Here is a 25,934-nt window from a genome sequence, read left to right as displayed (position 1 = left end):
GCTCCCGGTGGGGGAGTGCCCGGCCGGATGCGTTCCGTCCGTGGCCGGGACGGGCGCTACTTGACCGCCGCCTTGCCGATGGTGGGCAGGATGAAGTCCTGGATCAGGCCCTTGGCGTCGCGGACGATCGGCCGGAAGACCCGGTAGCGGGACAGGTTGATCATCCGCGCCGCGAGCGGCGTCGAGCGCCGGACGAACTCCCTGGTCCGCTCGGTGTCCGGGGTGCGGTCGAAGACCCAGTACAGCACCACGATCATCAGGTAGAGCCAGAGCACGTCCGGCAGCAGCTCGACCAGTTCGGCGTCCAGCTTGGGCGCCAGCTCCGAGCCCTGGAGGACGTCGCGGAACAGCTCGACCGCCGTCGCCCGGGCCGGGTGGGACTCGTTGGAGAACGGGCTCAGCGAGCTGGTCGGGTCGGCGGCGGTGCGGAAGAACTGCGCGGAGAACTCGTGGTACGGCGCGGCCGTGTCGAGCCAGGAGTCCAGCGCGATCCGCAGCCGCTCGGAGAAGTCCCGGGTGTGGGCCATCCGGCGCCTGGCGTCGGCCGCGTGCTCGTAGGTCATCCGGTCGTAGAACCCCTGGATCAGGAATTCCTTCGCCGAGAAGTAGTAGTAGGCGTTGCCCACCGAGACGCCGGCCTCGGTGGCGATGGCGCGCATGGTGGTCTTCTCGTAGCCCCGTTCCTGGAACAGCCGCATGGCCGTCTCCAGGATCAGGGCACGGGTCGCCTCACTCTTGTCGGTCTTCGGCTGGGCCCGGCCGCCGGGCAGGGGCCCGCCCTCCGGTGCGGGGCCGCCCTCCGGTCCGGGCACGGCCGGAGCCCCGGCCGTGCCGTTCCCGCCGTCCGTTCGGTTCGTCGCTGCCAGGTCGTCCACGAGGACGAGCCTAGCCGGAGACGACGTTCCATCCGGTGTCGGTGTTCGTGGCACCGGATGCCCCCTCCGCACCCGGTACCACGATGACCCCCCGAATTTCGAACGCGTTCAAAAGCTGAGTGGAACTGTAGACGCTTCGGTTGAACATGTTCAACTCCATCTCTGTGGGAGGCTGGTCACATGATCAGTTCAGGACAGATCGTCATTCGGCGCGGCGGAGTGCGGGACGCCGAGGCCGTAGCCGAGCTGCACGCCCACAGCTGGCGCACCACCTACCGGGGGATCGTCCCGGCGGAGGGGCTGGGCGACGGGATGGCGGCCCAGCGGCGCGAGCTGTGGGAACTGCGCCTGGACGCCGACTACGGGGAGCCGGAGAACACGCCCGAGCTCCTGATCGCCGAACGGGCCGGAGCGGTGGTCGGGTTCATCTACCTCGTCCCGCAGCCGGACGGCGGGGTGCTGATCGACAACCTGCACGTGCGCCCCGGCCTGAACGGGGGCGGCATCGGCCGCGAGCTGCTGACCGCGGGCCGCGCCCATGTCGCCGAGCGGCACCCCGGGGCCGCACTCTCCCTGGAGGTGCTGCGGGACAACACCCGCGCGATCGCCTTCTACGAGCGCGAGGGTGCCGAGCGGGTCCGGGCGCAGGAGGGGGAGTTCCCCGGCGGATTCCTGCTGCCCGAGTACGTGTACGCCTGGTCGGCCGAGCGCGTGGCGACCGGGGCCGACCGGCCGGAGCCGGCGGACCGGTAGGAACGGATCAGTAGGAACGGGTCGGTGGACGTGGAAGCGGCGCCGGAGCGGCCCGGTCAGTCGAAGTCGTAGACCGTCACCGGGACGCCCCGGTCCGTCAGCCGGGCGGTGACCAGCGGCTCGACCCGCTCCCAGCGCCCGCCCGCCAGACCGCAGCCGATCCGCGGCATGTGGACGGAGGCGCCGAGCCGGAGCGCGTGCCCGCCCAGCGCGTCCAGCCCGGTGTCGATCGCCTCGTACCGCACGGGTACCCCGGTGGAGCGCCCCGTCCGGATGCCGCGCTGGCCGACCAGGTTGGCCACCCAGACGTGCGGATCGACCCGCACCAGCTGGACGGCGCCGAGCCCGAAGTCGTTCGTCGCCCGCTCCCGGTGCCAGCGCCGGTACGCCGCCTCCGGCTCGGGCCAGCGTCTGGAGAGCGCGAGCACGAAGCCCTTGCCCCAGCCGCCGAGATCGTTGCAGACGTGCGCGATCACCTTCACGCCCTTGCCGTGCGGCGTGGTGGCATCGCCTCGGACGTAGGTGATTTCCTCCATGCCTCGACGTTAGAGGGAGGCACTGACAATCCGCTCGGAATTATCCGCCGCAGCCGAACCCGCCGAGGCCGCCGCACGTGACGCACCGTCCGAGCCGGGGCCCGAGGCGCCGCCGGTCGTCGCCGCCCCCGGCGTCGCCAGGTGCCGCCGCCCCGCCAGCGCGATCAGCAGCGCGAGCCCGGCGGCCGCGGCGGGCAGGGCGTAGCCGGTGCCCGGAGCGGCCCGCTCGGCGACCGCCCCGGCGAGCGCCGCCCCCGCCGAGATGCCGACCACGATGCCGGACACCGCCATCGCCATCCCCTCGTTGAACTGCCGCCGCGGCAGCAGCTCCTGGACCAGCGTCATTCCCGTCACCATGGTCGGCGCGGTGGCGGTGCCGGCCGCGAACAGCGCCACGCCGAGCAGTCCGAGACCGGCCCCGCCCAGTCCGGCGGCGAGCGGCAGCAGCAGCACCGCGACCATCGCCGTGGCGCCGAGCAGGAAGCGCGGGCCCGGCGCCCGACGCGGGGCCAGCAGTCCGAACAGCAGCCCCGCCAGGCAGGAGCCGGCCGCGACCAGGGCCAGCAGCAGGCCGGCCGACGCCTTGTGGCCGAGCGCGTCGGCGTACGCCACGGTGGTGATCTCGGTCGCGCCGAAGACCATGCCGGTCGCCAGGAAGGTCAGCACCAGCACCCGCAGCCCGGGCACCCGCAACGGGGAGCCGGCCGAGTCGGCCGAGCCGACAGAGCCGGGCGGCGGCAGCGGCGGTTCGGTGCGCCGCTGGGCGGCGAACAGCAGGGCGCCGGTGGTGCCGAGGGCGCCGGCGGTGACCAGTCCGGCCTCCGGGGCGAACGTGGTGCAGAGCACCATCGCGAGCACCGGTCCGGCCATGAAGCAGAGTTCGTCCAGCGCCTGCTCGAAGGAGTTGGCCAGGTGCCGGGCGGCCGGGTCGTCCCGGTGCAGGTGCGCCCAGCGGGAGCGGGCCATGCCGCCGAGGTTGGGTGCCGCCGCCCAGGCCGCGGAGCAGAGGAGGAGCGTCCAGTCGGGTGCGCCGAGCCGGACGCAGAGCAGCAGGCCGGTCAGCGGAACGGCGTTGTACAGCGCGGCCGGTACCGTCACCCGCGCCTGCCCGTACCGGTCCACCAGCCGTCCGATCAGCGGCATCCCGATCGCGCCGGTGACCAGCCCGGTCGCCGAGACCGCCCCGGCCAGCCCGTACGAGCCGCGCCGTTCGGAGAGCAGCACCACCAGTGCGACGCCGTTCATCGACAGCGCCAGCCGGCCGAGCAGTCCGGTCAGGGTGAAGGCGACGGCACCGGGGGCCGCGAACAGCCGCCGGTAGGAGGTGAGGAGGGCGCGCGAGGGCATCGGGCTCCTGTGAGCAGGTGGGAAGGGGGTGCCCCCCAGCCTGGTGCCGGCGGCGGGCGGCCGTCCAACACCTGTTTCGCCGCACTCACAACACCCTGTTGTTAATCTGCCGCCCATGCCCCGTGACCTGCACCCCCGTCTGCTCCGCGGCTTCGTCGCGACCGCCGAGACCCTGCACTTCGGCCGGGCCGCCGAGCGGCTGCACACCGCCCAGCAGGCGCTCAGCCGGGACGTCCGGACCCTGGAGGGGCTGCTCGGCGACGCGCTGTTCACCCGCACCACCCGCAGCGTCGAACTCACCCCGGCCGGGCGGCGGTTGCTGCCCCGGGCGCGCCGGTTCCTCGCCCTGCACGACGAGATCCTCGCCGAGGCGGCGACCGGGGCCGGGGCCGCGGCCCGGCCGCTGCTGCTCGACCTCAACAGCGACGTCAACGGTCCGGACCTCGCCGCCGACCGGGTGCTCGAACGGGCCCGCGCCGCCTGGCCGGAGGGCGAACTGCTGGCCCGCTTCCACGGCGGGCTGGCCGCGGCCGCCGCCGAGCTCCTGGCCCACCGGCTGGACGCCTCCTTCGGGCGCTTCGCCGGACTGCCCGCCCCGGTGCGCGGTCAACTCGTCCAGCTGCCGGTGCGGTTGGAGCGGGTCTCGGTGATGATGGCGGACACCCATCCGCTGGCCGGCCGCGCCGCCCTGCGCCTGTCGGACCTGGTCGGGCACCCCGTCGACGTCTGCGTGGGCAATCCGGCCACCACCGAGTGGGCCGACCTCGGCACCCGGCTGCTGCGCGAGCACGGCCTGACGGCGGCCGCGCCGTACGCGCCGCCGGTCGGCGTGGACGAGACCGCCCGCTACCTGGTCCGGCACGGCGATCCGATGCTGACCACGGTCGGCGGTCCGCGGATGCCGGGGACGGTGAACGTGCCGCTGGTGGAGCCGGTGCCGCTGACCCTGGTCAGCCTGGTGCACCGGCCCGGCGAGCGTCACCCGGGGCTGCGGGCGCTGGCCGCGGCGGCGGACGAGCTCGGCGCGGCCGAGGGCTGGCTGCGCCGCCCGCCGGGCAGCTGGCTCCCCGCGGCGGACGCGGCGCTGCTGCCCCCGGGATAGGCGAAAACCGCCCCTGCCCCCGGGGGGAGGGGCAGGGACGGTGCTCAGGGGGCGGCCCGCGACGGGGCGAGGCCGGCCGCGACGGGGGCGACCCGCGACGGGGACGGCCGGCTCAGGCCGCCTTGACGGCGGAGATCTCGAAGCTGAGCTTGACCTTCTCGCCGATCAGCACGCCGCCGGTCTCCAGCGCGGCGTTGTAGGTCAGGCCGAACTCGGTGCGGTCGAGGACGGCCTTGCCCTCGAAGCCGACCCGGTCGGCGCCGTACGCGTCGGTGGCGCTGCCGGTGTACTCCAGGTCGAGCACGACCGGGCGGGTGGTGCCCTTGATGGTGAGGTCGCCGGTCATCCGGTACGAGTCGCCGCCGACCAGCTGGGCGGAGGTGCTGCGGAAGCGGATCTCCGGGTGGGCGTCGGCGGCGAAGAAGTCGCCGGTGCGCAGGTGCTCGTCGCGCTGGGCCTGGTTGGTGTCGACGCTCGCGACCTTGATCACCAGCTCGGCCGTGGAGTTGCCCGGGTGGGTCCCGTCCAGGTGCAGCGCGCCGTCGTACTCGGTGAAGCGGCCCTTGACGTTGGTGACCATCGCGTGGCGGACCGAGAAGCCGATCTCGCTGTGCGTGGTGTCGATCGTCCAGTCGCCGGTCAGGTGGGCGAGGTCCGGACCGGCCGGGGTCCGGACGGTGGCCGCGGCGGGGGCGGTGACGGTCTTGGTGCGGTTGAACAGGCCCATGGCTTCCTCCTTGGTTCGAAGCCAGTTGTTTAGGCTTCAACTTGTTGGCTCCAGCGTAGGACAACTTCGTTCAACTTTCAACCATGGCGTCGGGGCTTCCCCCGAACGGCTCAGCGGACCGGTCCTGTCGGCCCTCCCGGCTAGGCTGCGAAGGACGGTTCCCACCCCGCCCGGAAGGCCCCCGATGTTCGTCCTGCACGCGCTCTGGCGGGCGGACGGGCGGCTGGCGCTCTGGGCCGAGGACGCTCGCGCCCACCCCGGCGCCCCCGAGCCGCACCCCGACCGGCCCGCCCCGCGCGCCCACCCCTACGCCTGCCCGGCCGGCGAGCTGGCCGCCGTGCTCGGCGGCATCGGCCCGGGCCTCGGCTGGCTCGCCGGCCAGGCCCCCGAGCGCTGGGCCACCCTGCTGCTGCCCACCGTCGGCACCGTCCCCGCGCCCTCGCCCGACCTGCCGGTCACCCCGCCGCGCGGCGGTGCCGTGCTCACCCCCTGGCGGGTCCCGGCCCTGCTCTTCGACGCCGGGGCCGCCGCCCAGCTGCTCGGCGAGGTCTTCGACCCGGTCTGGGCCGTCACCGGCACCGACCTGCCCGGCGCCGGACGGGTCGAGGTGGTCCACGGCCCCTCGCTGCGCTGGCTCACCGGGGTGCACGACCTCGCCTGGCGGACGGTCGGCCGGGGCCGGGTGCTGCCGCTGCCCGTGACCGCCGCCGACGGCCGGCCGCGGGCGCGGTGGCGGCCCGACCCCACCCCGGCCGGGCGCCGCGAGGCCGCCGCCCTGGCCGCCGGCTGCCCGCCCGTCCTGCTGGGGGAGTGGCCGCACGGCCCCGGCAGCGGCGAGGCGCTGCTGGGCGCCGCCCTGGGCGCGCTGGTGGACGCCGAGGCCCGTGCCGCGCTGGCGGACACCCCCTTCCCCGCGCCGGGGGAGGCCGTCGCCGAGCGCTGGCTGCATGCCCTCGCCACCCCCGACGGCGCGATCGACGGCGCCCCGGCCGGGGAGGTCGCCGAACTGCGCCGCCGGCTCGGCGCCTGGTACGCCGCCGCCGAGCCCGTCGACCCGGCGCTGCGGCTCTGCTTCCGCCTGGTCGAGCCGCTCGGCCCCGACACGGACGACCCCGAGGGCCGCCCCTCCGACGACGCCTGGCGGCTGGAGTTCCTGCTCCAGGCCGTGGACGAGCCCTCCCTGCTGGTCCGCGCCGCCGACCTGCACGAGGGCGGCGCCGCCCACGCCGCGCTCGCCCGCAAGGCCGCCGACCCGGTCGACGTCCTGGTCGCCGAGCTCGCCCGCGCCGCCCACCGCTGGCCCGCCCTGGACGGGCTGCGCCACCGCTCCCGCCCGTCCGCCCTGCCGCTCGACCGGGCCGGTGCGCTGGACTTCCTGCGCACCGCCGCGCCCGCCCTCGCCGAGGGCGGCTTCGGGGTGCTGCTGCCCGCCTGGTGGCGCCGCCGCCCCCGGCTCGGGCTCGCCCTGCGCGCCACCACCCCGCCCGCGCCCGGCACCCTCGCGGTCACCAGCCAGGTGGACCGGGACGCCGTGGTCGCCTTCCGGTGGCAGGCCGCGCTCGGCCCGGAGGGGGAACCGCTCACCGAGCGCGAACTGGCCGAACTCGCCGCCGCCAAGCACGGGTTGGTCCGGGTGCGCGGCACCTGGCTGGAGGCCGACCCGGCCCAGATCGCCGCCGCCCTCGCCTTCCTCGCCGACCGGCGCGACGGCGTGCTCGCCGCCACCGAACTGCTCCGGCTCGCCCTCGACCCGGACGCGACGGTCGCCGGGCTGCCGGTCACCTCGGTGCGCGCGGACGGCCCGCTCGGCGACCTGCTCGCCGGGCGGGGCGGCGGCGCGGTGGCGCCGGAGCTGCCGCCGGACTTCCGGGCCGAGCTGCGCCCGTACCAGGAGCGCGGGCTGGCCTGGCTGCGGACCATGTCCGGGCTCGGCCTCGGCGCCGTGCTGGCGGACGACATGGGCCTCGGCAAGACCGTCCAGACCCTCGCCCTGCTGGCTGCGGAGAAGGCCTCCGAAAAGGTCCCCGAGCGGGCCTCCGGGAAGGCCTCCGAACGGCCCGGTGACGCCGCCGGCCCGACCCTGCTGGTCTGCCCGATGTCCCTGGTCGGCAACTGGCAGCGCGAGGCCGAGCGCTTCGCCCCCGGCCTGCGGCGGTACGTCCACCACGGGGCCGGCCGCCTCGGCGCGGATCAACTCGCCGAAGCCGTACGGGGCGTGGACCTGGTCATCACCACCTACGGGCTGGTCCAGCGCGACCTCGCCGCCCTGCGCGCGATCCGCTGGCGCCGGGTGGTCGCCGACGAGGCCCAGCACATCAAGAACACCGGCACCGCGCAGTCCCGGGCGATCCGGTCGCTGCCCGTCACCCGGCACCGGATCGCCCTCACCGGCACCCCGGTGGAGAACCGGCTCGCCGAACTGCACGCCGTCCTGGACTTCGCCAACCCCGGCCTGCTCGGCCCGGCCGAGCGCTTCAAGGAGCGCTACGCGATCCCGGTCGAGCTGCACCGCAACCCCGAGCGCACCGCCGAACTCCTGCGCCGCACCGCCCCGTTCGTGCTGCGCCGGGTCAAGTCCGACCCGGCGGTGGCGGCCGAGCTGCCCGCCAAGCAGGAGATGACCGTCTGGTGCAACCTCACCGCCGAGCAGGCCGGCCTCTACCAGGCCGTGGTCGCCGACCTGCTGCGGCGGGTCGAGGGCATCCGGGGCGTGGAGCGGCGCGGCACGGTGCTGGCCTCGATCGGCAAGCTCAAGCAGGTCTGCAACCACCCGGCCCAACTGCTGCACGACGGCTCAGCGGTGGCCGGGCGTTCGGGCAAGGTCGCCCGGCTGGCCGAACTGCTGGAGGAGGCGCTGGCCGAGGGCGACCGGACGCTGGTCTTCACCCAGTACGCCGAGTTCGGCGCGATGCTCCGCCCGTACCTGGAGCGCAGGCTCGGCGAGGAGGTGCTCTACCTGCACGGCGGCCTGGCCCGGGCGCGCCGCGAGGAGCTGGTCGACCGCTTCCAGTCCCCGGACGGGCCACGGGTGTTCCTGCTCTCGCTGCGGGCCGGCGGCACCGGCCTCAACCTGACCGCCGCCAACCAGGTGATCCACCTGGACCGCTGGTGGAACCCGGCGGTCGAGGAGCAGGCCACCGACCGCGCCTTCCGGATCGGCCAGCGCCGGGACGTCCAGGTCCGCCGACTGGTCTGCGTCGGCACCGTCGAGGAGCGGATCGACGAACTCCTCACCGCCAAACGCTCGTTGGCCGAGGCGGTGGTGGGGGAGGGGGAGCGCTGGCTCACCGACCTGCCGGTCGACGCACTGCGCGAACTGGTCGCCCTCACCCGGGAGGACGCCGTGGCCGAGGAGGACATGTGACCGGCCCTGGCACCGAGGAGGACGCGTGACCGACGAACCGAGACCGCCCGTGGTCAACGTCGCCGCCTACTGGCGCGGCGACTTCACCCTGAGCCCCGCCCCGGCGGAGGAGGAGGACGGCCCGGACGAGCCCTCGCTGCGCCGCCTCGGCCGCTCCGGCATCACCGCGTACGGCCGCGACCTCTCCGCCGTGCTGGCCCCCGCCTACGAGGCCTTCCGGAGCTGAGCGCGACGACTACCGTGCGGTAGCGTCGCGCGGGTGACCGACACCCACGAGACCGGGCCGGCCGGTGAAGCCGGGCAGACCAGCGCGACCGGGCCGACCGACCCCCGGCTGGCCGACTTCGAGCGGCACCGGCGCACGGTCTTCGGCATCGCCTACCGGATGCTCGGCAGCGTCGCCGACGCCGAGGACCTGGTCCAGGACACCTGGCTGCGCTGGAGCGGCGTCACCGGCCCGGTCGCCAGTCCCGGCGGCTTCCTGGCCCGTACGGTCACCAACCTCGCCCTCAACAAGCTGGACTCGGCCGCCGTCCGCCGCGAGTCCTACGTCGGCCCCTGGCTGCCCGAGCCGCTGGTCGCCGAGCCGGACGCGACCGACGGCGTCGAGCGGGCCGAGACCGTCTCGGTCGCCCTGCTGGTGGTGCTGGAGAGCCTGTCCCCGCTGGAGCGGGCGGTGTTCGTGCTCAAGGAGGCCTTCGGTTTCTCCTACCAGGAGATCGCCGAGGCCCTGGACCGCACCGAGGCCGCCTGCCGCCAGGTCGGCAGCCGGGCCCGGGCGCACGTGCGCGCCCGCCGGCCGCGCTACGACGCCCCGCCCGAGCTGCGCCGCCGCGCCACCGACGAGTTCCTGGCGGCCTGCGTCGGCGGCGACCTCAACCGGATGCTGGAACTGCTCGCCCCCGACGTCACCAGCTGGACGGATGGCGGCGGGGTGATCAGCGCCGCGCTGCGGCCGGTCACCGGCGCCGACAACGTCGCCCGCTTCGTCCTCGGGGTGCTCCGCCGGCTGGGCGAGGGGGCCGGTGTCCGTCCGGTGCTGGTCAACGGCGTGCCCGGCGTGCTGGTCACCGTGGACGGCGCGGTCGACTCCGTCACCGTCTTCGAGTTCGCCGAGCAGCCCGACGGCGCCGTGCGGATCTCCGAGATCCGGGCGGTCCGCAACCCGCGCAAGCTGGCCCACCTGGCCGGCCCGGCCCCCGCCCCCGGCGCCGACGGCAGCGCCGACCGCTCCGGCCCGGCTTGACCCTCGACCAGGTCGAGCCCGCAGAGTCACCGGCATGGAGAGCGAGCTGCACAGCATCGGCGAACTGGCCCGCGCCAGCGGCCTGGGCGTCGGCACCCTGCGCTACTACGACGGCGCCGAGGTGCTCACCCCCGCCTGGGTGGACCCGCAGACCGGCTACCGCTGGTACCGGCCCGTCCAGCTCGCCGACGCCCGGCTGCTGGCCCGGCTGCGCCGGGTCGGCCTGCCGCTGGCCGGCATCCGCGCCGTGCTCGGCGCCGCGCCCGGCAGCGGCGGGGCCCGGCAGGTGCTCGACGCACACCTGCGCCGGCTGGAGGACGGCCTCGCCGACGCCCGCCGCGAGCTCTCCCTGATCCACGCGATGATCGACCAGAGGGAGCAGCCGATGACCACCACCCCCGCCGGACTCCGGCTCACCGTCCCGGCCGAGGAGCTCGCGGCCGCCCTGGACGCGGTCCGCTTCGCGGTCTGCGGGCGCCCGGAGCTGCCCTCGCTCGCCGGCGTGCTCTTCGAACCGGACGGACCGGTGCTGCGCCTGGTCGCCACCGACCGCTACCGGATGGCCTTCGCCGAGGTGCCCGCCACCGGCGACACGCCCGAGCAGCCGGTGGCCGGCACCGTCGTCCCGACCGCGCTGGTGGACGCGCTGCGCGCACTGCTCGGCGCGGGCCCGGCCGAGGTGGCGCTCACCCTCGGGGACGGACCGGTCCGGGCCGAGGTCGGGGAGCACCGCATCGAGGGCGTCGCGTTGGACGTCGACTACCCCGACCACCGGGCTGTCACCCGGCTCGAACCGGAGCACCGGATCACCCTGTCCGCCGCCGCACTGCGCGCCGCCGTCGAGACCGGCGCCACCCGCACCCTGCCCTCCGGCCCGGACGGCGCCGACTGCGAGGTCACCGTCCTGACCCTGGCCGGGGACGGAAGCCTGACGGTCGCCGACGACCCGGCCCCCGAGGGCTACCGACTGGCCGTCAACCGGGACTTCCTGCTCGACGCCCTCGACGCCGGGCGGCCCGGACAGCTGCTCCTCGAACTCGGCGGCCCGATCGCCCCGTTGGCCGTCCGTACCCCCGGGCGGGCGGGCACCTTCTCGGTCCTGATGCCCGTCCGGCTGCCCGAGTCCGCCTGACCGCCTGACGGCCGCGGCCTGACCGGCCTGACCGGCCGGGCCTGCGCGGGCTCTGGAAGGATCACCGCATGAGCCCGCACACCGATCCCCGCGCCTCCGAGGTCCACGTCCCGGCCCCCGGCGGCGGCCGGCTGTGGGCGGAGCGCCGCGGCACCGGCAGCCCGGTGGTCCTGCTGCACGGCTCCGGCATGGACTCCCGGCTGTGGGACGCCGTCGCCCCGGCGCTGTCCCGGCACCACGACGTGATCCGCTACGACGCCCGCGGCCTCGGCCGGTCCGCCGCGCCGGAGCGGGCCTTCGACGACGTCGCGGACCTGCTCGCCGTCCTGGACCACTTCGGTCTGCGCCGCGCCGCGCTGGTCGGCCTGAGCATGGGCGGGGAGACCGCGCTGGACTTCGCCCTCGCCCACCCCGACCGGGTCGCCGCGCTCGGCCTGGTCGGCGCCTCGGTCAGCGGCCACGACTGGCCGCCGTCCCCGGAGACCACCGCCTACGCCGAGGCCCGGCGCCGGGGCGACACGGCGGCGCTGGCCGAACTGGAGCTCTCCGTCTGGGCCGCCATGGGCCGCGACGCGCCGGGCGGCGACCTGATCGCGACGATGGTCGAGGAGAACGCGGCCCGCCGGATCGTCAGCGAGCACCACCTCGCGGGCGCGCCGGCCCGGGCGGCCGAACCGCTCCTCGGCACCGTCACCGCGCCCACCCTGGTCGTCCACGGCGACCGCGACCATCCGGAGATCGCGGCGATCGCCCGGCGGCTCGCCGCCGACATCCCCGGCGCCCGCGGCCACCTCGTCCCGGACGCCGACCACTACCTCCCGCTGCGCACCCCCGAACGGCTCACCGAGCTCCTCCTCGCCCACCTGGCCTGACCCCCGGCCCCGGCCCGCCCACCCGGCCGGGCCCGTTTGCTGCCGCTAGCACCCTGCTTGCATTTGCAAGCAGGGTGTTGCAGGCTGTCCGCATGGCCTCACTGAACGTCGGCTCGCTGGGCGAGTACATCCGCGAGCAGCGCCGCAACGCCCAGTACTCGCTGCGGCAGCTGGCGGAGGCCGCCGGCGTGTCCAACCCGTACCTCAGCCAGATCGAGCGCGGGCTGCGCAAGCCGAGTGCGGAGATCCTCCAGCAGATCGCCAAGGCGCTGCGGATCTCGGCGGAGACGCTGTACGTCCAGGCCGGGATCCTGGAGGAGCGGCGGGGCGAGGGCCTGGAGCTGCGGGCCTCGATCCTGGCCGATCCGCTGATCAACGAGCAGCAGAAGCAGGCGCTGCTCGCGGTCTACGACGCCTTCCTCAAGGAGAACGCGTCGTCGGCTCCCAAGCCGACGGCCGACGGCCCAGCCACCCAGAACACCCACCGGGAGGACCGGTAACCATGCCCATCACCGACGAGATCAAGAAGACCCTCGGCGACCCGACCCCGCTGTACGCCCTGGCCGGCGCCGGAGACCTCGCGTACGAGAAGCTGCGCGAGGTGCCGGGCCGGGTCGAGGCGCTGGCGGCGGACCGCAAGGGTGCGCAGGAGAAGGCGACCGCCAGGCTCCAGGAGGCGCAGTCGCTGCTGACCGGGGCGCAGGCCAAGGTCACCGAGACCGTCACCACCCTGCCGACCGACCTCAAGGCCCTGCAGGAGCGGGCCCAGGGCTTCGCCCTGCAGCAGGTGGCCCGCGCGGTCGAGCTGGCGGTGAAGGCCAAGGAGACGTACGACGAGCTGGCCGAGCGCGGCAAGGTCGTGGTGGACAAGGCCCGCCCGGGCACGCCGGACGAGGCCGAGCGGCCCGAGCCGGCCGCGGAGCTGGTCGAGGCCGAGCCGGTGGCGGAGGTCGCGGAGGTCGTGGAGGTCTCGGAGCTCGCGGAGGTCGACGCCGAGCCCGCCCCGAAGAAGTCCGCGCGGGCCCGCAAGGGCGCCGCCGACGCCGCGGAGTGACCCGGGGCGTGTCCGACACGTCCCCGTACCCCGTGGGGCACATCCGGTGACCACGGGACGTTGAGCCCGTCGCGGACGGTCGTCGTGCCAGGATGGGCAGCGGTCGCAGCGCCGGAGTCGAGAGCAGAGGAGATCGAAATGGTCGGAGTGTTGCAGATTCTGGCCTTTTCCTACCTGAACCCGATCTGGTGGGCGACCATCGCCATCCTCGCCTACAAGCTGTTCGCCCTGGCCGACGCGGTCACCCGCCGGGAGGACGCCTACCGGGCGGCCGACAAGAAGACCAAGGGCTTCTGGGTGGCGATCCTGGCGATCTCCTTCGGCTGGGACTTCCTGTTCGGGGTGAACTTCTTCACCGGCATCGGCACCCTGGCCGGCCTGGTCGCCTCGATCGTCTACGTGGTGGACGTCCGCCCGGCGATCCGGGCGCTGACCGGCGGCAGCGGCGGCCGGGGCGGTCGGAGCAACACCGGGCCGTACGGCCCCTGGTAGGAGCGGCAGCCGACAACACGACGGCCCGGGCGGGGAGTTCACTCGCCCGGGCCGTCGCGTTGTCCGCCCTCGTTCTTCGTCGACCGCTTCCGCGCCCGTTCGCGCGTCCCTCGGCCGGGGATCAGCCGAGGATCAGCTGCACCGGGTTGCGCTCCAGCAGCAGCACCGCGACGTCGTCGGTCAGCGCGCCGCCGTTCAGCTCCTCGACCTCGGCGATGGCGCTGTCGATCAGCCGCCCCCGGGTCAGTCCGGCGGCCTGGTGGTCGCCGATCAGGTCCGCGAGCCCGTCCTGGCCCAGTCGGCGCGATCCGGCCCCGACCCGGCCCTCGATCAGTCCGTCGGTGTAGAGCAACAGCCGCCAGCCGGCCCGCAGTTCGACCTCGTGGGCGGGCCAGGCGGACTGCCCGTCGTGGCACGGCAGCAGGCCGAGCGCGGGCCCGGCGAGGTCGGCGGGCAGGGTGATCGGCTCGTGGTCCCGGCCGAGCAGCAGCGGCGCCGGGTGCCCGGCGAGGTAGAGCCGGGCCCGCTCGCCGGTGCCGAGCGAGTCGAGGCCGCTGCCGGGGCCGCCGGGCTCGATGACCAGCATGCAGAGCGTCGCGAAGATCTCGTCGCTGCGCCGTTCATGCTCCAGCACGTGCTGGAGGGTGGTGAGCAGGGTCTCGCCGGTGAGGCCCGCGAAGACCAGGGTGCGCCACGCTATCCGGAGCGCGACGCCGAGCGCGGCCTCGTCCGGGCCGTGGCCGCAGACGTCGCCGATCACGACGTGGACGGCGCCGTCGTCGGTGCGCACGGCGTCGTAGAAGTCGCCGCCGAGCAGTGCGCGGCGGCGGCCGGGGCGGTAGCGCCGGGTGAAGGAGAGCCCGGCGCCGTCGAGCAGCGGGGTGGGCAGCAGGTGGCGCTGGAGGCGGGCGTTCTCCTGGCCGCGCAACTCGGCCTCGACCAGGCGGCGCTGGGACTCGTCGGCGCGCTTGCGCTCGACGGCGTAGCGCAGGGCGCGGGCGAGCAGCGGGCCGTCCGTCTCGTGCTTGAGCAGGAAGTCCTGGGCGCCGGCGGCGACGGCGGCCGCCCCGAGTTCGGCCCCGGCGGCGTCGGTGAGCACCACGACCGGGGTGTGCGGGGCCCGGCGGAGCAGCTCGTGCAGGCCCTCCAGCCCGTCCGAGGAGTCGGTCGGGTGCGGCAGGTCGGCGGGCGCGGCGAGGTCGAGCAGCACGCAGCCGAACTCGGGGGTGCGGGAGCGCCCGCGCCGGGCCCAGTTCACGGGCGGGGCGAGCAGTTCGGTGGCCTGGTCCAGGCCGCGGGCCCAGTGGATCTCGATCGAGGTGCCGCTGTCGGCCACCGCCGCCTTGATCAGCTGGGCGTCCGAGGCGTCGTCCTCGATGACCAGCAGCCGCAGCGGGGCGCCGTCGGCCGGTCCGTCCGCCGCCGGGCCGCCCGGGTCGGAGATGTGGGACGGGTGGGAGGCGTGCGCGGCCCGCGACCGGGGGTGGGGTATCGGGGGAGCCGCCGAGGCCGGTCCGGTCGTGACGCGGCTTCGGGCATGACCGACGGGGGCGCCGTCATGGGCGCCCGGCAGGCCCGCGGCACCAGGTGCCCGCCCGTCTCCCGTTGCGGGCATCGGTGGTTCCTCCCTTTCCCCGACTGCGTAACGGTCGACGTCCGTCCGCAGTGCCCGCCTGGCACCGCGCGTCGGGGAACTTCTCGCGACCATAACGTGATCTCCGGGGATTTCTCTGGCCGACCGGCGCCGTTGTGGCTATTGCCACGCCGGTGGTGGTGTGGTGACTGGACTCGGACGAGCACCCGGGCTCCGTCGGGTGGCTGCCGGAAGGGCTGCCGGGCGGCTCCGGGAAAGGGGAGAGGGCGATGGTTGCGCGGATCACTCTGGTGGAGGGTGACATCACGGAACAGCCGGTGGACGTCGTGGTGAACGCCGCCAACTCGTCCCTGCTGGGCGGTGGTGGGGTGGACGGCGCGATCCACCGCAAGGGCGGACCGCAGGTCCTGGAGGAGTGCCGCCGGCTGCGCGCCTCGCACTGGGGCAAGGGGCTGACCGCCGGTCGGGCGGTGGCGACGACGGCCGGACGGCTGCCCGCCCGGTGGGTGGTGCACACCGTCGGGCCGGTGTACCGGGCGGAGGAGTACGAGGAGCGGGCGGAGCTGTTGGCCTCCTGCTATCGCGAGTCGCTGCGCGCCGCGGCGGGGCTCGGCGCGCGCACGGTGGCCTTCCCGGCGGTGTCGGCCGGGATCTACGGCTGGCCGCCGGCGGACGCGGCCCGGATCGCGCTCGGCACCGTCGCGGAGGTGCTGGACGGCGGTGACGCGGAGGCGGGCGCGGAGCTGGCGGAGGTGCGGTTCGTGCTGTTCGGGTCGGAGATGTACGGGGTGTTCGAGCGGGCCCGGCGGGAGCTGTTCGGCCGGGAGGTCTGAGGGCGGGGGTCTGAGGGCGGGACCATCGTGGCGTGTCGGGGCGTCAACACGCCAGAGATATTCGATAACTCGTTCGAGTGAACGTATCGAATCGCTCACCGGCTCCCGGCGCGCACCGCCCGCACGACGGCCACGGCGGCTACGGCGCGAGCGCCGACCAGGGCACCGTGACCTCGCCCTGCCGCCACCGCCCGCGCGCGTCCACCAGCGGCCAGCTGCCCGCCAGCGCCGTGCAGGCCGCCACCCAGCGCTGCCGCGCCCCGAACGCCCCGTACGGCGCGGCCGCCGCCCAGGCCCGGTCGAAGTCGGCCAGGAAGGCGTGCACGGGCCGCCCCGGCACGTTGTGGTGGATCAGCGCCTTCGGCAGCCGCTCGGCCAGGTCGGAGGGCTGGCCCAGGCCGCCCAGCCGGGCCGCGAAGGTCACCGTCCGGGGCCCCTCCGGGCCGAGCGCGACCCAGACGTGCCGCCGCCCGATCTCGTCGCAGGTGCCCTCGACCAGCAGCCCGTCCGGGGCGAGCCGCGCGCACAGCCGCTCCCACACCCCGGCGACCGCCGATTCGTCGTACTGCCGCAGCACGTTCGCGGCCCGGATCAGCTGGGCCGGCCCGCCGCCGTCCAGCGGCACCTCGAAGCCCCCGCGCCGGAAGGTGAGCAGCGGCGGCTCGGCGTACGGCAGTGCGGCGGCGACCCGCTCCGGCTCGATCTCGATCCCGACCACCCGGACGTCCGGCCGCACCGTGCGCAGCCGTCCGGCCAGTTCGACGGCGGTCCACGGCGCGGCGCCGTAGCCGAGGTCCACCGCGACCGGCGGCCGCCCGGCGGCGCGCAGCGCGCGGCCGAGGGCGTGGGCGATCCAGCGGTCCATCCGGCGCAGCCGGTTGGTGTTGGTGGTGCCCCGGGTGACCGTCCCGACCGGGCGCCCGGTCCGTCCGCGGGCGGGCGCGGCGGGAGCGGGGTCGAAGGAGGCAGCCATGCCCAGAAGGGTAGTCGGGTCGCCGACGGCACCGTGCTGACCTGGGGCGATGGCGGCCGTTCCGGCCGGTGGGCCGGGGCGGGAATGCCGGGCGCGGTCCGTGTGGTTGGCACCCTGATGGTGATGTGTGCCCGGACGGGGCTGCGCACACCGGACAACGGGCGGCCCGGCGCGGACCGCCTCGACGGGCCGCACAGAGGAGGCTTCAGCCAGGTGATCCAGCACCCCGTCCGTTCGGTACGCCGGGCCCAGCCCGCCGCCCCCGCGCGCGGCCGGCTCCAGTCGCTCGTCCCCGGTCGCCGCCGCCCGCGCCGGATAGCCATGCTGAGCGTCCACACCTCGCCGCTGCACCAGCCCGGCACCGGGGACGCCGGCGGGATGAACGTCTACATCGTGGAGCTGGCCAAGCGCCTGGCCGACCTCAACATCGAGGTCGAGGTGTTCACCCGGTCGATCTGCTCGGACGACGCGCCGACGGTCGAGCTGGCCCCGGGCGTGCTGGTCCGCCACGTCACCGCCGGTCCGTACGAGGGCCTGGTCAAGGAGGACCTGCCGGCCCAGCTGTGCGCCTTCACCCACGGGGTGCTGCGGACGGAGGCGGGCCACCGCCCCGGCCACTACGACCTGGTGCACTCGCACTACTGGCTCTCCGGGCAGGTCGGCTGGCTGGCCGCGCAGCGCTGGGGGGTGCCGCTGGTGCACACCATGCACACCATGGCGAAGGTCAAGAACGCCGCGCTGGCCGAGGGCGACACGCCCGAGCCCGCGGCCCGGGTGATCGGTGAGACCCAGGTGGTGGAGGCGGCCGACCGGCTGATCGCCAACACCACCGAGGAGGCCGCCGAGCTGGCGCTGCACTACGCCGCCCGGCCGGACCAGCTGGCCGTCGTGCACCCCGGGGTCAACCTGGACGTCTTCCGCCCCGGCGGGCCGCGGACGCCCGCCGCCGCGCGGGCCCGGCTGGGCCTGCCGCAGGACGCCGCAGTGCTGCTGTTCGCGGGCCGGATCCAGCCGCTGAAGGCCCCGGACGTGCTGCTGCGGGCGGTCGCCGCGCTGCTCGGCCGCCGCCCGGAGCTGCGCGAGCGCCTGGTGGTGCCGGTGGTCGGCGGGCCGTCCGGCACCGGGCTGGCCCGGCCGGAGAGCCTGCACAAGCTCGCCGCCCAGCTGGGCATCGGCGACGTGGTGCGGTTCCACCCGCCGGTCGGCCAGCCGGACCTCGCCGACTGGTACCGCGCGGCGTCGGCGCTGGTGATGCCCTCGTACAGCGAGTCCTTCGGGCTGGTCGCGCTGGAGGCGCAGGCCTGCGGCACCCCGGTGGTGGCGGCCTCGGTCGGCGGCCTGCCGGTCGCGGTGCGGGACGGCGAGACCGGCACCCTGGTGCAGGGCCACGACCCGCTGGACTGGTCGTACGCGCTGGAGCCGTACGTCACCGACCGGGGCCTCGCGGCCCGGCGCGGCGAGGCGGCGGCCCGGCACGCGTCCCGCTTCGGCTGGGACACGGCCGCGGCGACCACCGCCGAGGTGTACGCCGGGAGCATGGCCCGCCCGGCGGGCCGGCTGGCCGGGGTCCGTCGCCGACCGGCCTGAGCGGAGGCCCGGGCGGAAGCCCCGGGGCCGAGCGGCCTGGGGCTGCGCCCGCCCGGTACCGACGAGTAACGTCACCCCCATGGCAATCCGCACCAAGGACGAGGCCCTGACCCTCCTGCGCGCCGCCCTGGACGACGCCGGGGTGGCCTGGGAGCCGGCCGCCACCGACCCGTACACGCTGGTGGCGGCCCTCCCGGGCACCCGCAAGCTGAGCACCACCTGCGCCCTGCGGGTCGGCGACCACACCCTGTCGGTGAACGCCTTCGTGATCCGCCGTCCGGACGAGAACCACGAGGCCGTCTACCGCTGGCTGCTGGAGCGCAACACCCGGCTGTACGGCGTCGGGTACGCGATCGACGCGCTCGGCGACGTCTACCTGGCCGGCCGGCTGCCGTTGGAGGCGCTCACCCCGCAGGTCGTGGACCGGCTGCTCGGCACGGTGCTGGAGAACGCGGACGAGCCGTTCAACACCCTGCTGGAGCTGGGCTTCGCCACCGCGATCCGGCGCGAGTGGGAGTGGCGGACCAAGCGCGGGGAGTCCACCCGCAACCTGGCCGCCTTCGCCCACCTGGCCGCCCCGCGGGACGCCTCGGCCGAGGCTCCGGGCACCCCGGACGCGCCGACCGCCGGCTGACCCGCGGGCCGGTCAGGCGCCCGCCGGGGCCTTCCCGGCCGGCTCCACCGCGGGCTCCGCGGCCGCGGGCGCCGTGGCCGTGCGCGCCGGAGCCCCCACCGCGGGCGCCGGAGCCCCCACCGCGGGCGCCGGGACCTCCGTGGCCACGGGCCGCCGGCGCCCGGCCGCGCCGGTCCGGCGGGCCAGCACCACGTACCCGAGCGCGGTGACCGTCCCGACCGCCCCGCAGGCCGTCCAGAGCACCGCCGGCCCCGCGTGCTGGAGCAGCAGCCCGCCGCCCGCCGGGCCGAGGAACGAGGCGAGCGACCAGGAGAGGCTGTGCACGCCCTGGTAGCGGCCGCGCCCGTGGGTCGGCGCCAGCTCGGCGACCAGGCCCATCATCACCGGCGTGTTGAGGATCTCGCCGACCGTCCAGACGGCCACCGAGAGCGCGAACAGCCAGGCCGAGGAGCCGGCCAGCGCGGCCAGTCCGAAGCCCCAGCCGGTGAGCAGGCAGCTGGTGATCAGCAGTCCGGTCCGTGAGCGGCCCTCCATCCAGCGGGTCAGCGGGATCTGCAGGACCACGATCAGCAGCCCGTTCAGGCCGATGACCAGGCCGTACTCGGTGGAGGTGATGCCGGAGGCGCCCATGTCCACGGCCAGCGTGGTGCTGCCCTGCTGGAAGACCAGCGCGAGCAGCAGGGTGAGCCCGACCAGCGCCATGAACGGGGCGTCCCGGAACACCGAGAGCAGGCTGACCGGCGGCTCGGCGGAGCCGTCCGCCCGGCCGGGCGCGGCCTGCGGCCTGGTCTCCGGGATCCGGATGAAGATCACCACCGCGCAGACCAGGGTGGAGAACGCGTCCAGCAGGAAGAGCGTGAGGTAGCCGTGGGTGGCGATCAGGCCCGCCACGGCCGCCGAGAGGCCGAAGCCGATGTTGATCGCCCAGTAGTTCAGCGAGTACGCGCGGACCCGGTCCTCGGCCGGCACCAGGTCGGCGATGATCGCCGAGGTGGGCGGCCGGGTGGCGTTGTTGCACAGGCCCACCAGGAAGGCCACCACGGCGATCGCCACCTGGCCGTCCGCGAAGCCGAGCACGGCGGTGAACAGCGCGGTGCCGAGCTGGGCGGCGAGCAGGGTGGGCCGGCGCCCGATCCGGTCGGCCAGCACGCCCGCGAGGATCGCCGCGACGGCCGAACCGAGGCCGAACAGCGAGGCCACCAGGCCCGCGTAGGAGGCCGAGTACCCCCGGTCGACGGTCAGATACAGCGCCAGGAAGGTGACGACGAACGCGCCGAGCTTGTTCACCAGCGTGCTCACCCAGAGCCACCAGAACTGTCGCGGCAGCCCGCCCACGGTCTCCTGTACGAGTCTTCGGATCCGGGGGTTGGCGACCAGGGCGACGAGCATGTGGGGGCTCCCGTGGGCAGGCGTCCGCCGAACGGTGCGGCAGGCCCGGTCAGCCGACGCATGTAAGTGTCAGATGCGCGGAGCACACATTACACATCGGCCGAAGGTCCCCACCAGGGGTTTTCCGACCCCCCACTAAGCTGGGGGCCATGGCTGACACGACGTACCGACTCATCCTGCTCCGCCACGGCGAGAGCCAGTGGAACCAGAAGAACCTGTTCACCGGTTGGGTCGATGTCGACCTCAACGAGAAGGGCGAGAAGGAGGCCGCCCGCGGTGGCGAGCTCCTGGCCGCCGAGGGTCTGCTCCCCGACGTGCTGCACACCTCGCTGCTGCGCCGCGCCATCCGCACCTCCCAGATCGCCCTGGACAAGGCCGACCGGCACTGGATCCCGGTCAGCCGCAGCTGGCGGCTGAACGAGCGCCACTACGGCGCGCTCCAGGGCAAGGACAAGGCCCAGACCCTGGCCGAGTTCGGCGAGGAGCAGTTCCAGCTGTGGCGCCGCTCGTACGACACCCCGCCGCCGGTGCTGGCCGACGACGCCGAGTACTCGCAGGCCGGTGACGCGCGCTACGCCGACATCCCGAGCGAGCTGCGTCCGCGCACCGAGTGCCTGAAGGACGTCGTCGACCGGATGCTGCCGTACTGGTACGACGCCATCGTCCCGGACCTCGCCGCCGGCCGGACCGTCCTGGTCACTGCCCACGGCAACAGCCTGCGCGCGCTGGTCAAGCACCTCGACGGCATCTCCGACGAGGCCATCGCCGGCCTGAACATCCCGACCGGCATCCCGCTGGTCTACGAGCTGGACGCCGACTTCAAGCCCGTCACCCCGGGCGGCCGCTACCTCGACCCGGACGCCGCCGCGGCCGCCATCGAGGCGGTCAAGAACCAGGGCAAGAAGTAGGCCGCTTGCCGCTACGGCCCCGTCACCCGGTCCGACCGGGCGGCGGGGCCTTCGTTCGCTTTCGGTCGGTTCGGGGTCAACCCGCTTGCCTGGTGGGGGAGTTGGGTAGGTGGGAAAATGGTTCAGACCATTGACGGCCGCAGTCGGCGGCTCCTACCGTGAGGGCACCGGACTGGCGCAGGCATGCCAGGATCTCCCCGTCCGGGCCGCCGCACCCCCACGCGCGCGCGTCTGTGCCCCCGGCGCACACTCCATCCACCCCCACGGAGGAGCACCATGCGCACACGCCACATCGTCGGGGCGGCCGTCGCCGCGCTGGCGATCCCGCTGACCCTCGCCTTCCCGGCCGCGTCCCACGGCTGGATCACGACCCCGCCCAGCCGGGCCGCGCTCTGCGACACCCACGTGGACGGCGTCCCGTGGGACTGCGGGGACATCCAGTGGGAGCCGCAGAGCGTCGAGGGCCCCAAGGGCTTCCCGGCCCTCGGCCCCTCGGACGGCACCATCTGCGCCGGCGGCAACGCGCGCTTCGCCGAGCTGGACGACCCGCACGCGGGCGCCTGGCCGACCACGCCGGTGACGGCGGGCGGGCAGCTCACCTTCACCTGGAAGTTCACCGCCCGGCACGCGACCACCGACTTCCGGTACTACATGACCAAGCCGGGCTACGACGCGAGCCAGCCGGTCACCCGGGCCAACCTGGACCTGACGCCCTTCCTGACCGTCCCGTACGGCGGGCAGCAGGTGCCGAGCACGCTCAGCCACACCGCGACCATCCCGGGCGGGCGCACCGGCCACCAGGTGGTCGTCGCGGTCTGGACGATCTCCGACACCGGGAACGCCTTCTACTCCTGCACCGACGTCGCGTTCTGACGTCCGGTCCCGACGCCCGGCCCGACGCGGACACGGGCACGGACGCGAACGAGGTGCACGGCCGCCGGAAGACCGTGCACCTCGGGGACTCCTCGGACGGCGGTGCGCTCAGTGGCCGCCGCAGCAGCCGCCGTCGGCACCGCCGCACTGGCAGGGCGCGCCGGACTGGCAGCCGCAGCCGCAGCCCGGGCCGCAGCCGCAGCCGGCGGCGAGGACGGGGAGCAGCTTCGGGGCGGGTGGCTCGACGGTGGTGTGGGCGGATGCCGGTCGGGTCGGGTGGGCCTTCATCGAGCTTCCCTCCTTGTGACGGGCACAGTCCTGTGCCCCCAACGTCGAGTGAAGCCGCCGAATGGACGGAGCGTCAACGGGCGCGCGGTGGTGGGGCGCACGGAGTGCCGTGCGCCCGCACCACCCTCGTCGCAGGTTTACTCACCCCGGAGGGTGAGCCGGGAGCGGCCACGAAGCACCGCCCGGACCGGAGGTCAGTCGACCGGCGCGGCCTCGGCGGCCTCGGTGGCGGCCACGAACTCGGCCACGTGCTCGCCCGTCACCAGGTACACCACGCGCTTGGCGACCGACACCGCGTGGTCCGCGAAGCGCTCGTAGTAGCGGCCGACCAGGGTGATGTCGACGGCGGTCTCGATCCCGTGGTGCCAGCGCTCGTCGATCAGGTGCGACAGCAGCTCGCGGTGCAGGGTGTCGATCGCGTCGTCGTCCTGCTCCATCTCCAGCGCCTTGTCGACGTCCTTGGTGGCGATGACCAGGCCGGCCTTGGCCACCAGGCGCTGGGCGAGCTGGCCCATCTCCAGGACGGTGGAGTGCAGGTCGCTCGGCACGGCGGTGTCGGGGTAGCGCATCCGCGCGACCTTGGCGACGTGCCGGGCGAGGTCGCCGCAGCGCTCCAGGTCGGCGCTCATCCGCAGCGAGGTGACGACGATGCGCAGGTCGGTGGCGACCGGCTGCTGGCGGGCGAGGAGGTCGATGGCCCGGTTCTCCAGGTCGTGGTGGAGCTCGTTGACCTTCTCGTCGGCGGCGATCACACCCTCCGCCAGGGCGAGGTCCGCGTCGAGGAGGGCGGTGGTGGCGCGGCCCATGGCAGAGCCGACCAGCCGGGCCATCTCGACCAGGCTGTCGCCGATCGCATCGAGTTCCTCGTGGTACGCGTCGCGCATGTTCTCTCCTCAGTAGCTGTGTCGGTGGCGGTGCCGACCGGTCAGCCCGTCCGACCGTCGTTCCGGTGTCCGGGTGACCGCTGCTGGTGGCGCGCATCGTACGCGCACACCCGAGCCGGTGGCCGCTGTTCGGCACACCGATCTCTCCCACACGGGCTGCCTGGCCAACTTTCGGCCGCCTGGGCGACGGTGCACGGCCGCTCCGGTGAATCGGCGGCTACCTGAAGGTGAATTCTCGGCAACGCGTGGTCGATGCCTTGATCGGGTGCTTGGGGACTGGCCTGGCCGTGCGCTTACGCTGGCCACATGGACGTGAACGTGGCCGCCGCCGCTGCCTGTGCCATAGCCGGGCTCGGTGTCGGCCTCACCGCCTCCATCGCCTTCCGCTGGAGCGAGCGCGAGCAGGCCAAGGGCAGGTACAGCGCAACCGGCGGCAGGAACCCCGGCCGGTACCAGTCACTGGGTACCGGCAACCCCGAGCCGCCGCTGCCGCCCGGGGTCGACACCGTGCTCTCCGTGCTCCGCTCCTGCGCGATCGTGCTGGGCGAGGGCGACGAGGTGGTCAAGGCCAGTTCGGCGGCGTACGCGATGGGCCTGGTGCGCGGCGGTGCCGTCGCGGTGGACCAGATGCTCGCGCTGGCCCGCTCCACCCGCCGGGACGGCGAGATCCGCCAGGTCGAGCTGGAGGTGCCCCGGCCGGGCGCGGCCCGCGCGGCCGAGCCGCTCGCGGTCTCCGTCCGGGTCGCCCCGCTGGGCTCCCGGCTGGTGCTGGTGCTGGTCGAGGACCAGACCGAGCGCCGCCGGGTGGAGGCCGTCCGCCGGGACTTCGTGGCCAACGTCAGCCACGAGCTCAAGACCCCGGTCGGCGCCCTGTCGCTGCTCTCCGAGGCGGTCGTGGACGCGTCCGACGACCCGGAGGCGGTGCAGCGCTTCGCCGGCCGGATGCAGGTCGAGGCGGCCCGGCTGGCCAGCCTGGTCCAGGAGATCATCGACCTCTCCCGGGTCCAGGACGACCGGCTGATGATCGACCCGGAGCCGGTCGCGGTGGACGAGCTGATCGCCGAGGCGATCGACCGCTGCCGCCAGCAGGCCGCCGCCAAGCAGATCCTGATCGCGGCGGGCGGCATCGCCGGCCTCTACCTGCACGGCAACCGCGGCCAGCTCGCCGCCGCGCTCGGCAACCTGGTCGAGAACGCCGTCAACTACAGCCCGCCCCGCACCCGGGTGGCCATCGCCACCCGGCGGATCTCCAGCGCCGCGGCGCTCGGGGAGGCGGACGGCGAGCTCATCGAGATCTCGGTCACCGACCAGGGCATCGGCATCTCCGAGAAGGACCGCGAGCGGGTCTTCGAGCGGTTCTACCGCGTCGACCCCGCCCGCTCCCGGGCGACCGGCGGCACCGGCCTGGGCCTGTCCATCGTCAAGCACGTCGCGGCCTCGCACGGCGGCACCGTCTCGGTGTGGAGCGTCGAGGGCCAGGGGTCGACCTTCACCGTCCGCCTGCCCGCCGGGCAGGCACCCACGGAGGACGAGCCCGACGACGCGTTCGACGACGAGTTCGGCGACGAGCCGGACCACACGCCGGACGGCGGCCCCGCCGCCGCACCCCGAACCCTCACCACGGACCGGACGGATCGCGCTCCCCGCGCGCCCCGCACGGACCGTTCGCTCCCCACCGGGGAGCGGGCACCACACCTGTCAGACACAACCCCGCAGCTTGCCCCGGAGGCCTGATCGTGACCCGAGTACTGGTGGTCGAGGACGAGGAGTCGTTCAGCGACGCCCTCTCGTACATGCTCCGCAAGGAGGGCTTCGAGGTGGCCGTGGCCGCCACCGGCCCCGACGCCCTGGAGCAGTTCGAACGGAACGGCGCCGACCTCGTCCTGCTCGACCTGATGCTGCCGGGCCTGCCCGGCACCGAGGTCTGCCGCCAGCTCCGGGTGCGTTCCAACGTCCCGGTGATCATGGTGACCGCGAAGGACAGCGAGATCGACAAGGTCGTCGGTCTGGAGATAGGCGCTGACGACTACGTCACCAAGCCGTACTCCACCCGCGAGCTGGTCGCGCGGATCCGCGCGGTGCTGCGCCGCCGCGGCGAGGACGGCGGCGCGGGCGACAACGGCGGCGGCCCGGGCGCCCTGGAGGCGGGCCCGGTCCGGATGGACGTGGACCGCCACGTGGTGACCGTGGACGGCGCCAAGGTCGACCTGCCGCTCAAGGAGTTCGACCTGCTGGAGATGCTGCTGCGCAACGCGGGCCGGGTGCTCACCCGGATGCAGCTGATCGACCGGGTCTGGGGCGCGGACTACGTCGGCGACACCAAGACCCTGGACGTCCACGTGAAGCGCCTGCGGGCCAAGATCGAGCCGGACCCGGGCGCGCCGCGCTACCTGGTCACCGTCCGCGGCCTGGGCTACAAGTTCGTGCCTTAATAAGTCAACAACACGCGGAAGGCCGAGTCTGTTTGAATT

General features: G+C 74.8%; 26 protein-coding genes. 17 read left to right on the top strand and 9 right to left on the bottom strand.

All coding sequences use genetic code 11. The features are described from left to right. Positions 1-56: 56 nt before the first annotated feature. Positions 57-875 carry a TetR/AcrR family transcriptional regulator gene (locus ACFU7Z_RS10205; protein WP_234348640.1) on the bottom strand — a complete coding sequence of 273 codons (819 nt, stop codon included), beginning with the start codon at positions 873-875 and terminating at the stop codon, positions 57-59. A 180-nt stretch (positions 876-1,055) separates the two neighbouring features. On the opposite strand from ACFU7Z_RS10205, the gene ACFU7Z_RS10200 reads away from it, so the two are divergent. Then, positions 1,056-1,628 (top strand): GNAT family N-acetyltransferase, encoded by a 573-nt coding sequence (locus tag ACFU7Z_RS10200; RefSeq protein ID WP_380777196.1) that lies wholly within the window; start codon positions 1,056-1,058, stop codon positions 1,626-1,628. A gap of 56 nt (positions 1,629-1,684) precedes the next feature. On the opposite strand, the gene ACFU7Z_RS10195 is transcribed toward ACFU7Z_RS10200, so the two are convergent. Further along, complete coding sequence (locus tag ACFU7Z_RS10195; RefSeq protein ID WP_049658671.1) at positions 1,685-2,164, bottom strand: macro domain-containing protein; 480 nt, start codon at positions 2,162-2,164, stop codon at positions 1,685-1,687. 9 nt (positions 2,165-2,173) lie between these two features. Beyond that, the gene (locus ACFU7Z_RS10190; protein ID WP_380777195.1) at positions 2,174-3,511 is read right to left on the bottom strand and encodes an MFS transporter; all 1,338 of its coding nucleotides are present in this window, start codon (positions 3,509-3,511) and stop codon (positions 2,174-2,176) included. Between the two features lie 115 nt (positions 3,512-3,626). Between ACFU7Z_RS10190 and ACFU7Z_RS10185 the strand changes: the two genes are divergently transcribed. Next, entirely contained in the window at positions 3,627-4,613 is a 987-nt protein-coding gene (locus ACFU7Z_RS10185; protein ID WP_375876609.1) for a LysR family transcriptional regulator, read from the top strand. Between the two features lie 112 nt (positions 4,614-4,725). On the opposite strand, the gene ACFU7Z_RS10180 is transcribed toward ACFU7Z_RS10185, so the two are convergent. Continuing rightward, positions 4,726-5,340 (bottom strand): YceI family protein, encoded by a 615-nt coding sequence (locus ACFU7Z_RS10180; RefSeq protein ID WP_074001737.1) that lies wholly within the window; start codon positions 5,338-5,340, stop codon positions 4,726-4,728. Between the two features lie 184 nt (positions 5,341-5,524). Here ACFU7Z_RS10180 and ACFU7Z_RS10175 point away from each other — a divergent pair, with 184 nt between their 5' ends. The 8 genes from ACFU7Z_RS10175 to ACFU7Z_RS10140 all read left to right on the top strand — a co-directional run bounded on the left by ACFU7Z_RS10175 (position 5,525) and on the right by ACFU7Z_RS10140 (position 13,500). After that, on the top strand, positions 5,525-8,704 hold the full coding sequence (locus tag ACFU7Z_RS10175; protein ID WP_380777194.1) for an SNF2-related protein: 3,180 nt from the start codon (positions 5,525-5,527) through the stop codon (positions 8,702-8,704). Between the two features lie 25 nt (positions 8,705-8,729). Continuing rightward, positions 8,730-8,930 (top strand): hypothetical protein, encoded by a 201-nt coding sequence (locus ACFU7Z_RS10170; RefSeq protein ID WP_049654144.1) that lies wholly within the window; start codon positions 8,730-8,732, stop codon positions 8,928-8,930. Between the two features lie 33 nt (positions 8,931-8,963). Beyond that, a complete protein-coding gene (locus ACFU7Z_RS10165) occupies positions 8,964-9,950 on the top strand; it encodes an RNA polymerase sigma-70 factor (RefSeq protein ID WP_380777193.1) in 987 nt (328 codons plus the stop codon). 34 nt (positions 9,951-9,984) lie between these two features. Further along, a complete protein-coding gene (locus ACFU7Z_RS10160) occupies positions 9,985-11,082 on the top strand; it encodes a MerR family transcriptional regulator (RefSeq protein ID WP_380777192.1) in 1,098 nt (365 codons plus the stop codon). Positions 11,083-11,150: 68 nt separating this feature from the next. After that, entirely contained in the window at positions 11,151-11,954 is an 804-nt protein-coding gene (locus ACFU7Z_RS10155; RefSeq protein WP_380777191.1) for an alpha/beta fold hydrolase, read from the top strand. 92 nt (positions 11,955-12,046) lie between these two features. Then, the gene (locus ACFU7Z_RS10150) at positions 12,047-12,454 is read left to right on the top strand and encodes a helix-turn-helix domain-containing protein (protein WP_049654148.1); all 408 of its coding nucleotides are present in this window, start codon (positions 12,047-12,049) and stop codon (positions 12,452-12,454) included. A gap of 2 nt (positions 12,455-12,456) precedes the next feature. After that, entirely contained in the window at positions 12,457-13,008 is a 552-nt protein-coding gene (locus tag ACFU7Z_RS10145; RefSeq protein WP_380777190.1) for a hypothetical protein, read from the top strand. A gap of 138 nt (positions 13,009-13,146) precedes the next feature. After that, positions 13,147-13,500 (top strand): DUF2516 family protein, encoded by a 354-nt coding sequence (locus tag ACFU7Z_RS10140; RefSeq protein WP_049654152.1) that lies wholly within the window; start codon positions 13,147-13,149, stop codon positions 13,498-13,500. Positions 13,501-13,621: 121 nt separating this feature from the next. Here ACFU7Z_RS10140 and ACFU7Z_RS10135 read toward each other — a convergent pair whose 3' ends face one another. Then, positions 13,622-15,115 (bottom strand): PP2C family protein-serine/threonine phosphatase, encoded by a 1,494-nt coding sequence (locus tag ACFU7Z_RS10135; protein WP_049654153.1) that lies wholly within the window; start codon positions 15,113-15,115, stop codon positions 13,622-13,624. A gap of 248 nt (positions 15,116-15,363) precedes the next feature. Here ACFU7Z_RS10135 and ACFU7Z_RS10130 point away from each other — a divergent pair, with 248 nt between their 5' ends. Then, positions 15,364-15,927, top strand: a complete 564-nt coding sequence (locus tag ACFU7Z_RS10130) for an O-acetyl-ADP-ribose deacetylase (protein WP_380777189.1) — start codon at positions 15,364-15,366, stop codon at positions 15,925-15,927. A gap of 139 nt (positions 15,928-16,066) precedes the next feature. On the opposite strand, the gene ACFU7Z_RS10125 is transcribed toward ACFU7Z_RS10130, so the two are convergent. Further along, complete coding sequence (locus ACFU7Z_RS10125) at positions 16,067-16,900, bottom strand: class I SAM-dependent methyltransferase (protein WP_380777188.1); 834 nt, start codon at positions 16,898-16,900, stop codon at positions 16,067-16,069. 216 nt (positions 16,901-17,116) lie between these two features. Here ACFU7Z_RS10125 and mshA point away from each other — a divergent pair, with 216 nt between their 5' ends. Both mshA and ACFU7Z_RS10115 read left to right on the top strand, forming a co-directional pair. Next, the gene (gene mshA, locus ACFU7Z_RS10120) at positions 17,117-18,487 is read left to right on the top strand and encodes a D-inositol-3-phosphate glycosyltransferase (protein WP_369808316.1); all 1,371 of its coding nucleotides are present in this window, start codon (positions 17,117-17,119) and stop codon (positions 18,485-18,487) included. Between the two features lie 79 nt (positions 18,488-18,566). After that, entirely contained in the window at positions 18,567-19,121 is a 555-nt protein-coding gene (locus ACFU7Z_RS10115) for a YbjN domain-containing protein (RefSeq protein ID WP_380777187.1), read from the top strand. Positions 19,122-19,133: 12 nt separating this feature from the next. On the opposite strand, the gene ACFU7Z_RS10110 is transcribed toward ACFU7Z_RS10115, so the two are convergent. Continuing rightward, on the bottom strand, positions 19,134-20,510 hold the full coding sequence (locus ACFU7Z_RS10110) for an MDR family MFS transporter (RefSeq protein WP_380777186.1): 1,377 nt from the start codon (positions 20,508-20,510) through the stop codon (positions 19,134-19,136). Positions 20,511-20,659: 149 nt separating this feature from the next. Between ACFU7Z_RS10110 and ACFU7Z_RS10105 the strand changes: the two genes are divergently transcribed. Together ACFU7Z_RS10105 and ACFU7Z_RS10100 are read left to right on the top strand one after the other, a co-directional pair. Next, on the top strand, positions 20,660-21,418 hold the full coding sequence (locus ACFU7Z_RS10105) for a phosphoglyceromutase (protein WP_049657900.1): 759 nt from the start codon (positions 20,660-20,662) through the stop codon (positions 21,416-21,418). 276 nt (positions 21,419-21,694) lie between these two features. After that, positions 21,695-22,291, top strand: a complete 597-nt coding sequence (locus tag ACFU7Z_RS10100; RefSeq protein ID WP_074001728.1) for a lytic polysaccharide monooxygenase — start codon at positions 21,695-21,697, stop codon at positions 22,289-22,291. A 108-nt stretch (positions 22,292-22,399) separates the two neighbouring features. Here ACFU7Z_RS10100 and ACFU7Z_RS10095 read toward each other — a convergent pair whose 3' ends face one another. Together ACFU7Z_RS10095 and phoU are read right to left on the bottom strand one after the other, a co-directional pair. Beyond that, positions 22,400-22,579 carry a hypothetical protein gene (locus ACFU7Z_RS10095; RefSeq protein WP_074001727.1) on the bottom strand — a complete coding sequence of 60 codons (180 nt, stop codon included), beginning with the start codon at positions 22,577-22,579 and terminating at the stop codon, positions 22,400-22,402. A gap of 194 nt (positions 22,580-22,773) precedes the next feature. Then, complete coding sequence (gene phoU / locus ACFU7Z_RS10090; RefSeq protein WP_049657907.1) at positions 22,774-23,463, bottom strand: phosphate signaling complex protein PhoU; 690 nt, start codon at positions 23,461-23,463, stop codon at positions 22,774-22,776. A 306-nt stretch (positions 23,464-23,769) separates the two neighbouring features. On the opposite strand from phoU, the gene ACFU7Z_RS10085 reads away from it, so the two are divergent. Together ACFU7Z_RS10085 and ACFU7Z_RS10080 are read left to right on the top strand one after the other, a co-directional pair. Then, entirely contained in the window at positions 23,770-25,197 is a 1,428-nt protein-coding gene (locus tag ACFU7Z_RS10085) for a cell wall metabolism sensor histidine kinase WalK (protein WP_079271956.1), read from the top strand. Between the two features lie 2 nt (positions 25,198-25,199). Continuing rightward, the gene (locus ACFU7Z_RS10080) at positions 25,200-25,895 is read left to right on the top strand and encodes a response regulator (RefSeq protein WP_380777185.1); all 696 of its coding nucleotides are present in this window, start codon (positions 25,200-25,202) and stop codon (positions 25,893-25,895) included. Positions 25,896-25,934 lie beyond the last annotated feature (39 nt).

It is taken from the genome of Kitasatospora sp. NPDC057518, assembly GCF_042802075.1.
Lineage (GTDB): Bacteria > Actinomycetota > Actinomycetes > Streptomycetales > Streptomycetaceae > Kitasatospora.
The sequence above is the reverse complement of the archived record's forward strand: the minus strand, read 5'-3'. Positions and strand labels throughout refer to the sequence as shown.

Excerpts from the sequence above, each read along its gene's own strand:
- ACFU7Z_RS10085 (WP_079271956.1), top strand. The coding sequence starts at position 23,770 with ATGGACGTGAACGTGGCCGCCGCCGCTGCCTGTGCCATAGCCGGGCTC.
- ACFU7Z_RS10160 (WP_380777192.1), top strand. The coding sequence starts at position 9,985 with ATGGAGAGCGAGCTGCACAGCATCGGCGAACTGGCCCGCGCCAGCGGC.
- ACFU7Z_RS10095 (WP_074001727.1), bottom strand. The coding sequence starts at position 22,579 with ATGAAGGCCCACCCGACCCGACCGGCATCCGCCCACACCACCGTCGAG.
- ACFU7Z_RS10180 (WP_074001737.1), bottom strand. The coding sequence starts at position 5,340 with ATGGGCCTGTTCAACCGCACCAAGACCGTCACCGCCCCCGCCGCGGCC.
- ACFU7Z_RS10185 (WP_375876609.1), top strand. The coding sequence starts at position 3,627 with ATGCCCCGTGACCTGCACCCCCGTCTGCTCCGCGGCTTCGTCGCGACC.
- ACFU7Z_RS10150 (WP_049654148.1), top strand. The coding sequence starts at position 12,047 with ATGGCCTCACTGAACGTCGGCTCGCTGGGCGAGTACATCCGCGAGCAG.
- ACFU7Z_RS10110 (WP_380777186.1), bottom strand. The coding sequence starts at position 20,510 with ATGCTCGTCGCCCTGGTCGCCAACCCCCGGATCCGAAGACTCGTACAG.
- ACFU7Z_RS10115 (WP_380777187.1), top strand. The coding sequence starts at position 18,567 with ATGGCAATCCGCACCAAGGACGAGGCCCTGACCCTCCTGCGCGCCGCC.
- ACFU7Z_RS10155 (WP_380777191.1), top strand. The coding sequence starts at position 11,151 with ATGAGCCCGCACACCGATCCCCGCGCCTCCGAGGTCCACGTCCCGGCC.
- ACFU7Z_RS10100 (WP_074001728.1), top strand. The coding sequence starts at position 21,695 with ATGCGCACACGCCACATCGTCGGGGCGGCCGTCGCCGCGCTGGCGATC.
- ACFU7Z_RS10195 (WP_049658671.1), bottom strand. The coding sequence starts at position 2,164 with ATGGAGGAAATCACCTACGTCCGAGGCGATGCCACCACGCCGCACGGC.
- ACFU7Z_RS10145 (WP_380777190.1), top strand. The coding sequence starts at position 12,457 with ATGCCCATCACCGACGAGATCAAGAAGACCCTCGGCGACCCGACCCCG.
- ACFU7Z_RS10140 (WP_049654152.1), top strand. The coding sequence starts at position 13,147 with ATGGTCGGAGTGTTGCAGATTCTGGCCTTTTCCTACCTGAACCCGATC.
- ACFU7Z_RS10125 (WP_380777188.1), bottom strand. The coding sequence starts at position 16,900 with ATGGCTGCCTCCTTCGACCCCGCTCCCGCCGCGCCCGCCCGCGGACGG.
- ACFU7Z_RS10200 (WP_380777196.1), top strand. The coding sequence starts at position 1,056 with ATGATCAGTTCAGGACAGATCGTCATTCGGCGCGGCGGAGTGCGGGAC.
- ACFU7Z_RS10175 (WP_380777194.1), top strand. The coding sequence starts at position 5,525 with ATGTTCGTCCTGCACGCGCTCTGGCGGGCGGACGGGCGGCTGGCGCTC.
- ACFU7Z_RS10105 (WP_049657900.1), top strand. The coding sequence starts at position 20,660 with ATGGCTGACACGACGTACCGACTCATCCTGCTCCGCCACGGCGAGAGC.
- ACFU7Z_RS10190 (WP_380777195.1), bottom strand. The coding sequence starts at position 3,511 with ATGCCCTCGCGCGCCCTCCTCACCTCCTACCGGCGGCTGTTCGCGGCC.
- ACFU7Z_RS10130 (WP_380777189.1), top strand. The coding sequence starts at position 15,364 with ATGGTTGCGCGGATCACTCTGGTGGAGGGTGACATCACGGAACAGCCG.
- phoU (WP_049657907.1), bottom strand. The coding sequence starts at position 23,463 with ATGCGCGACGCGTACCACGAGGAACTCGATGCGATCGGCGACAGCCTG.
- ACFU7Z_RS10135 (WP_049654153.1), bottom strand. The coding sequence starts at position 15,115 with ATGCCCGCAACGGGAGACGGGCGGGCACCTGGTGCCGCGGGCCTGCCG.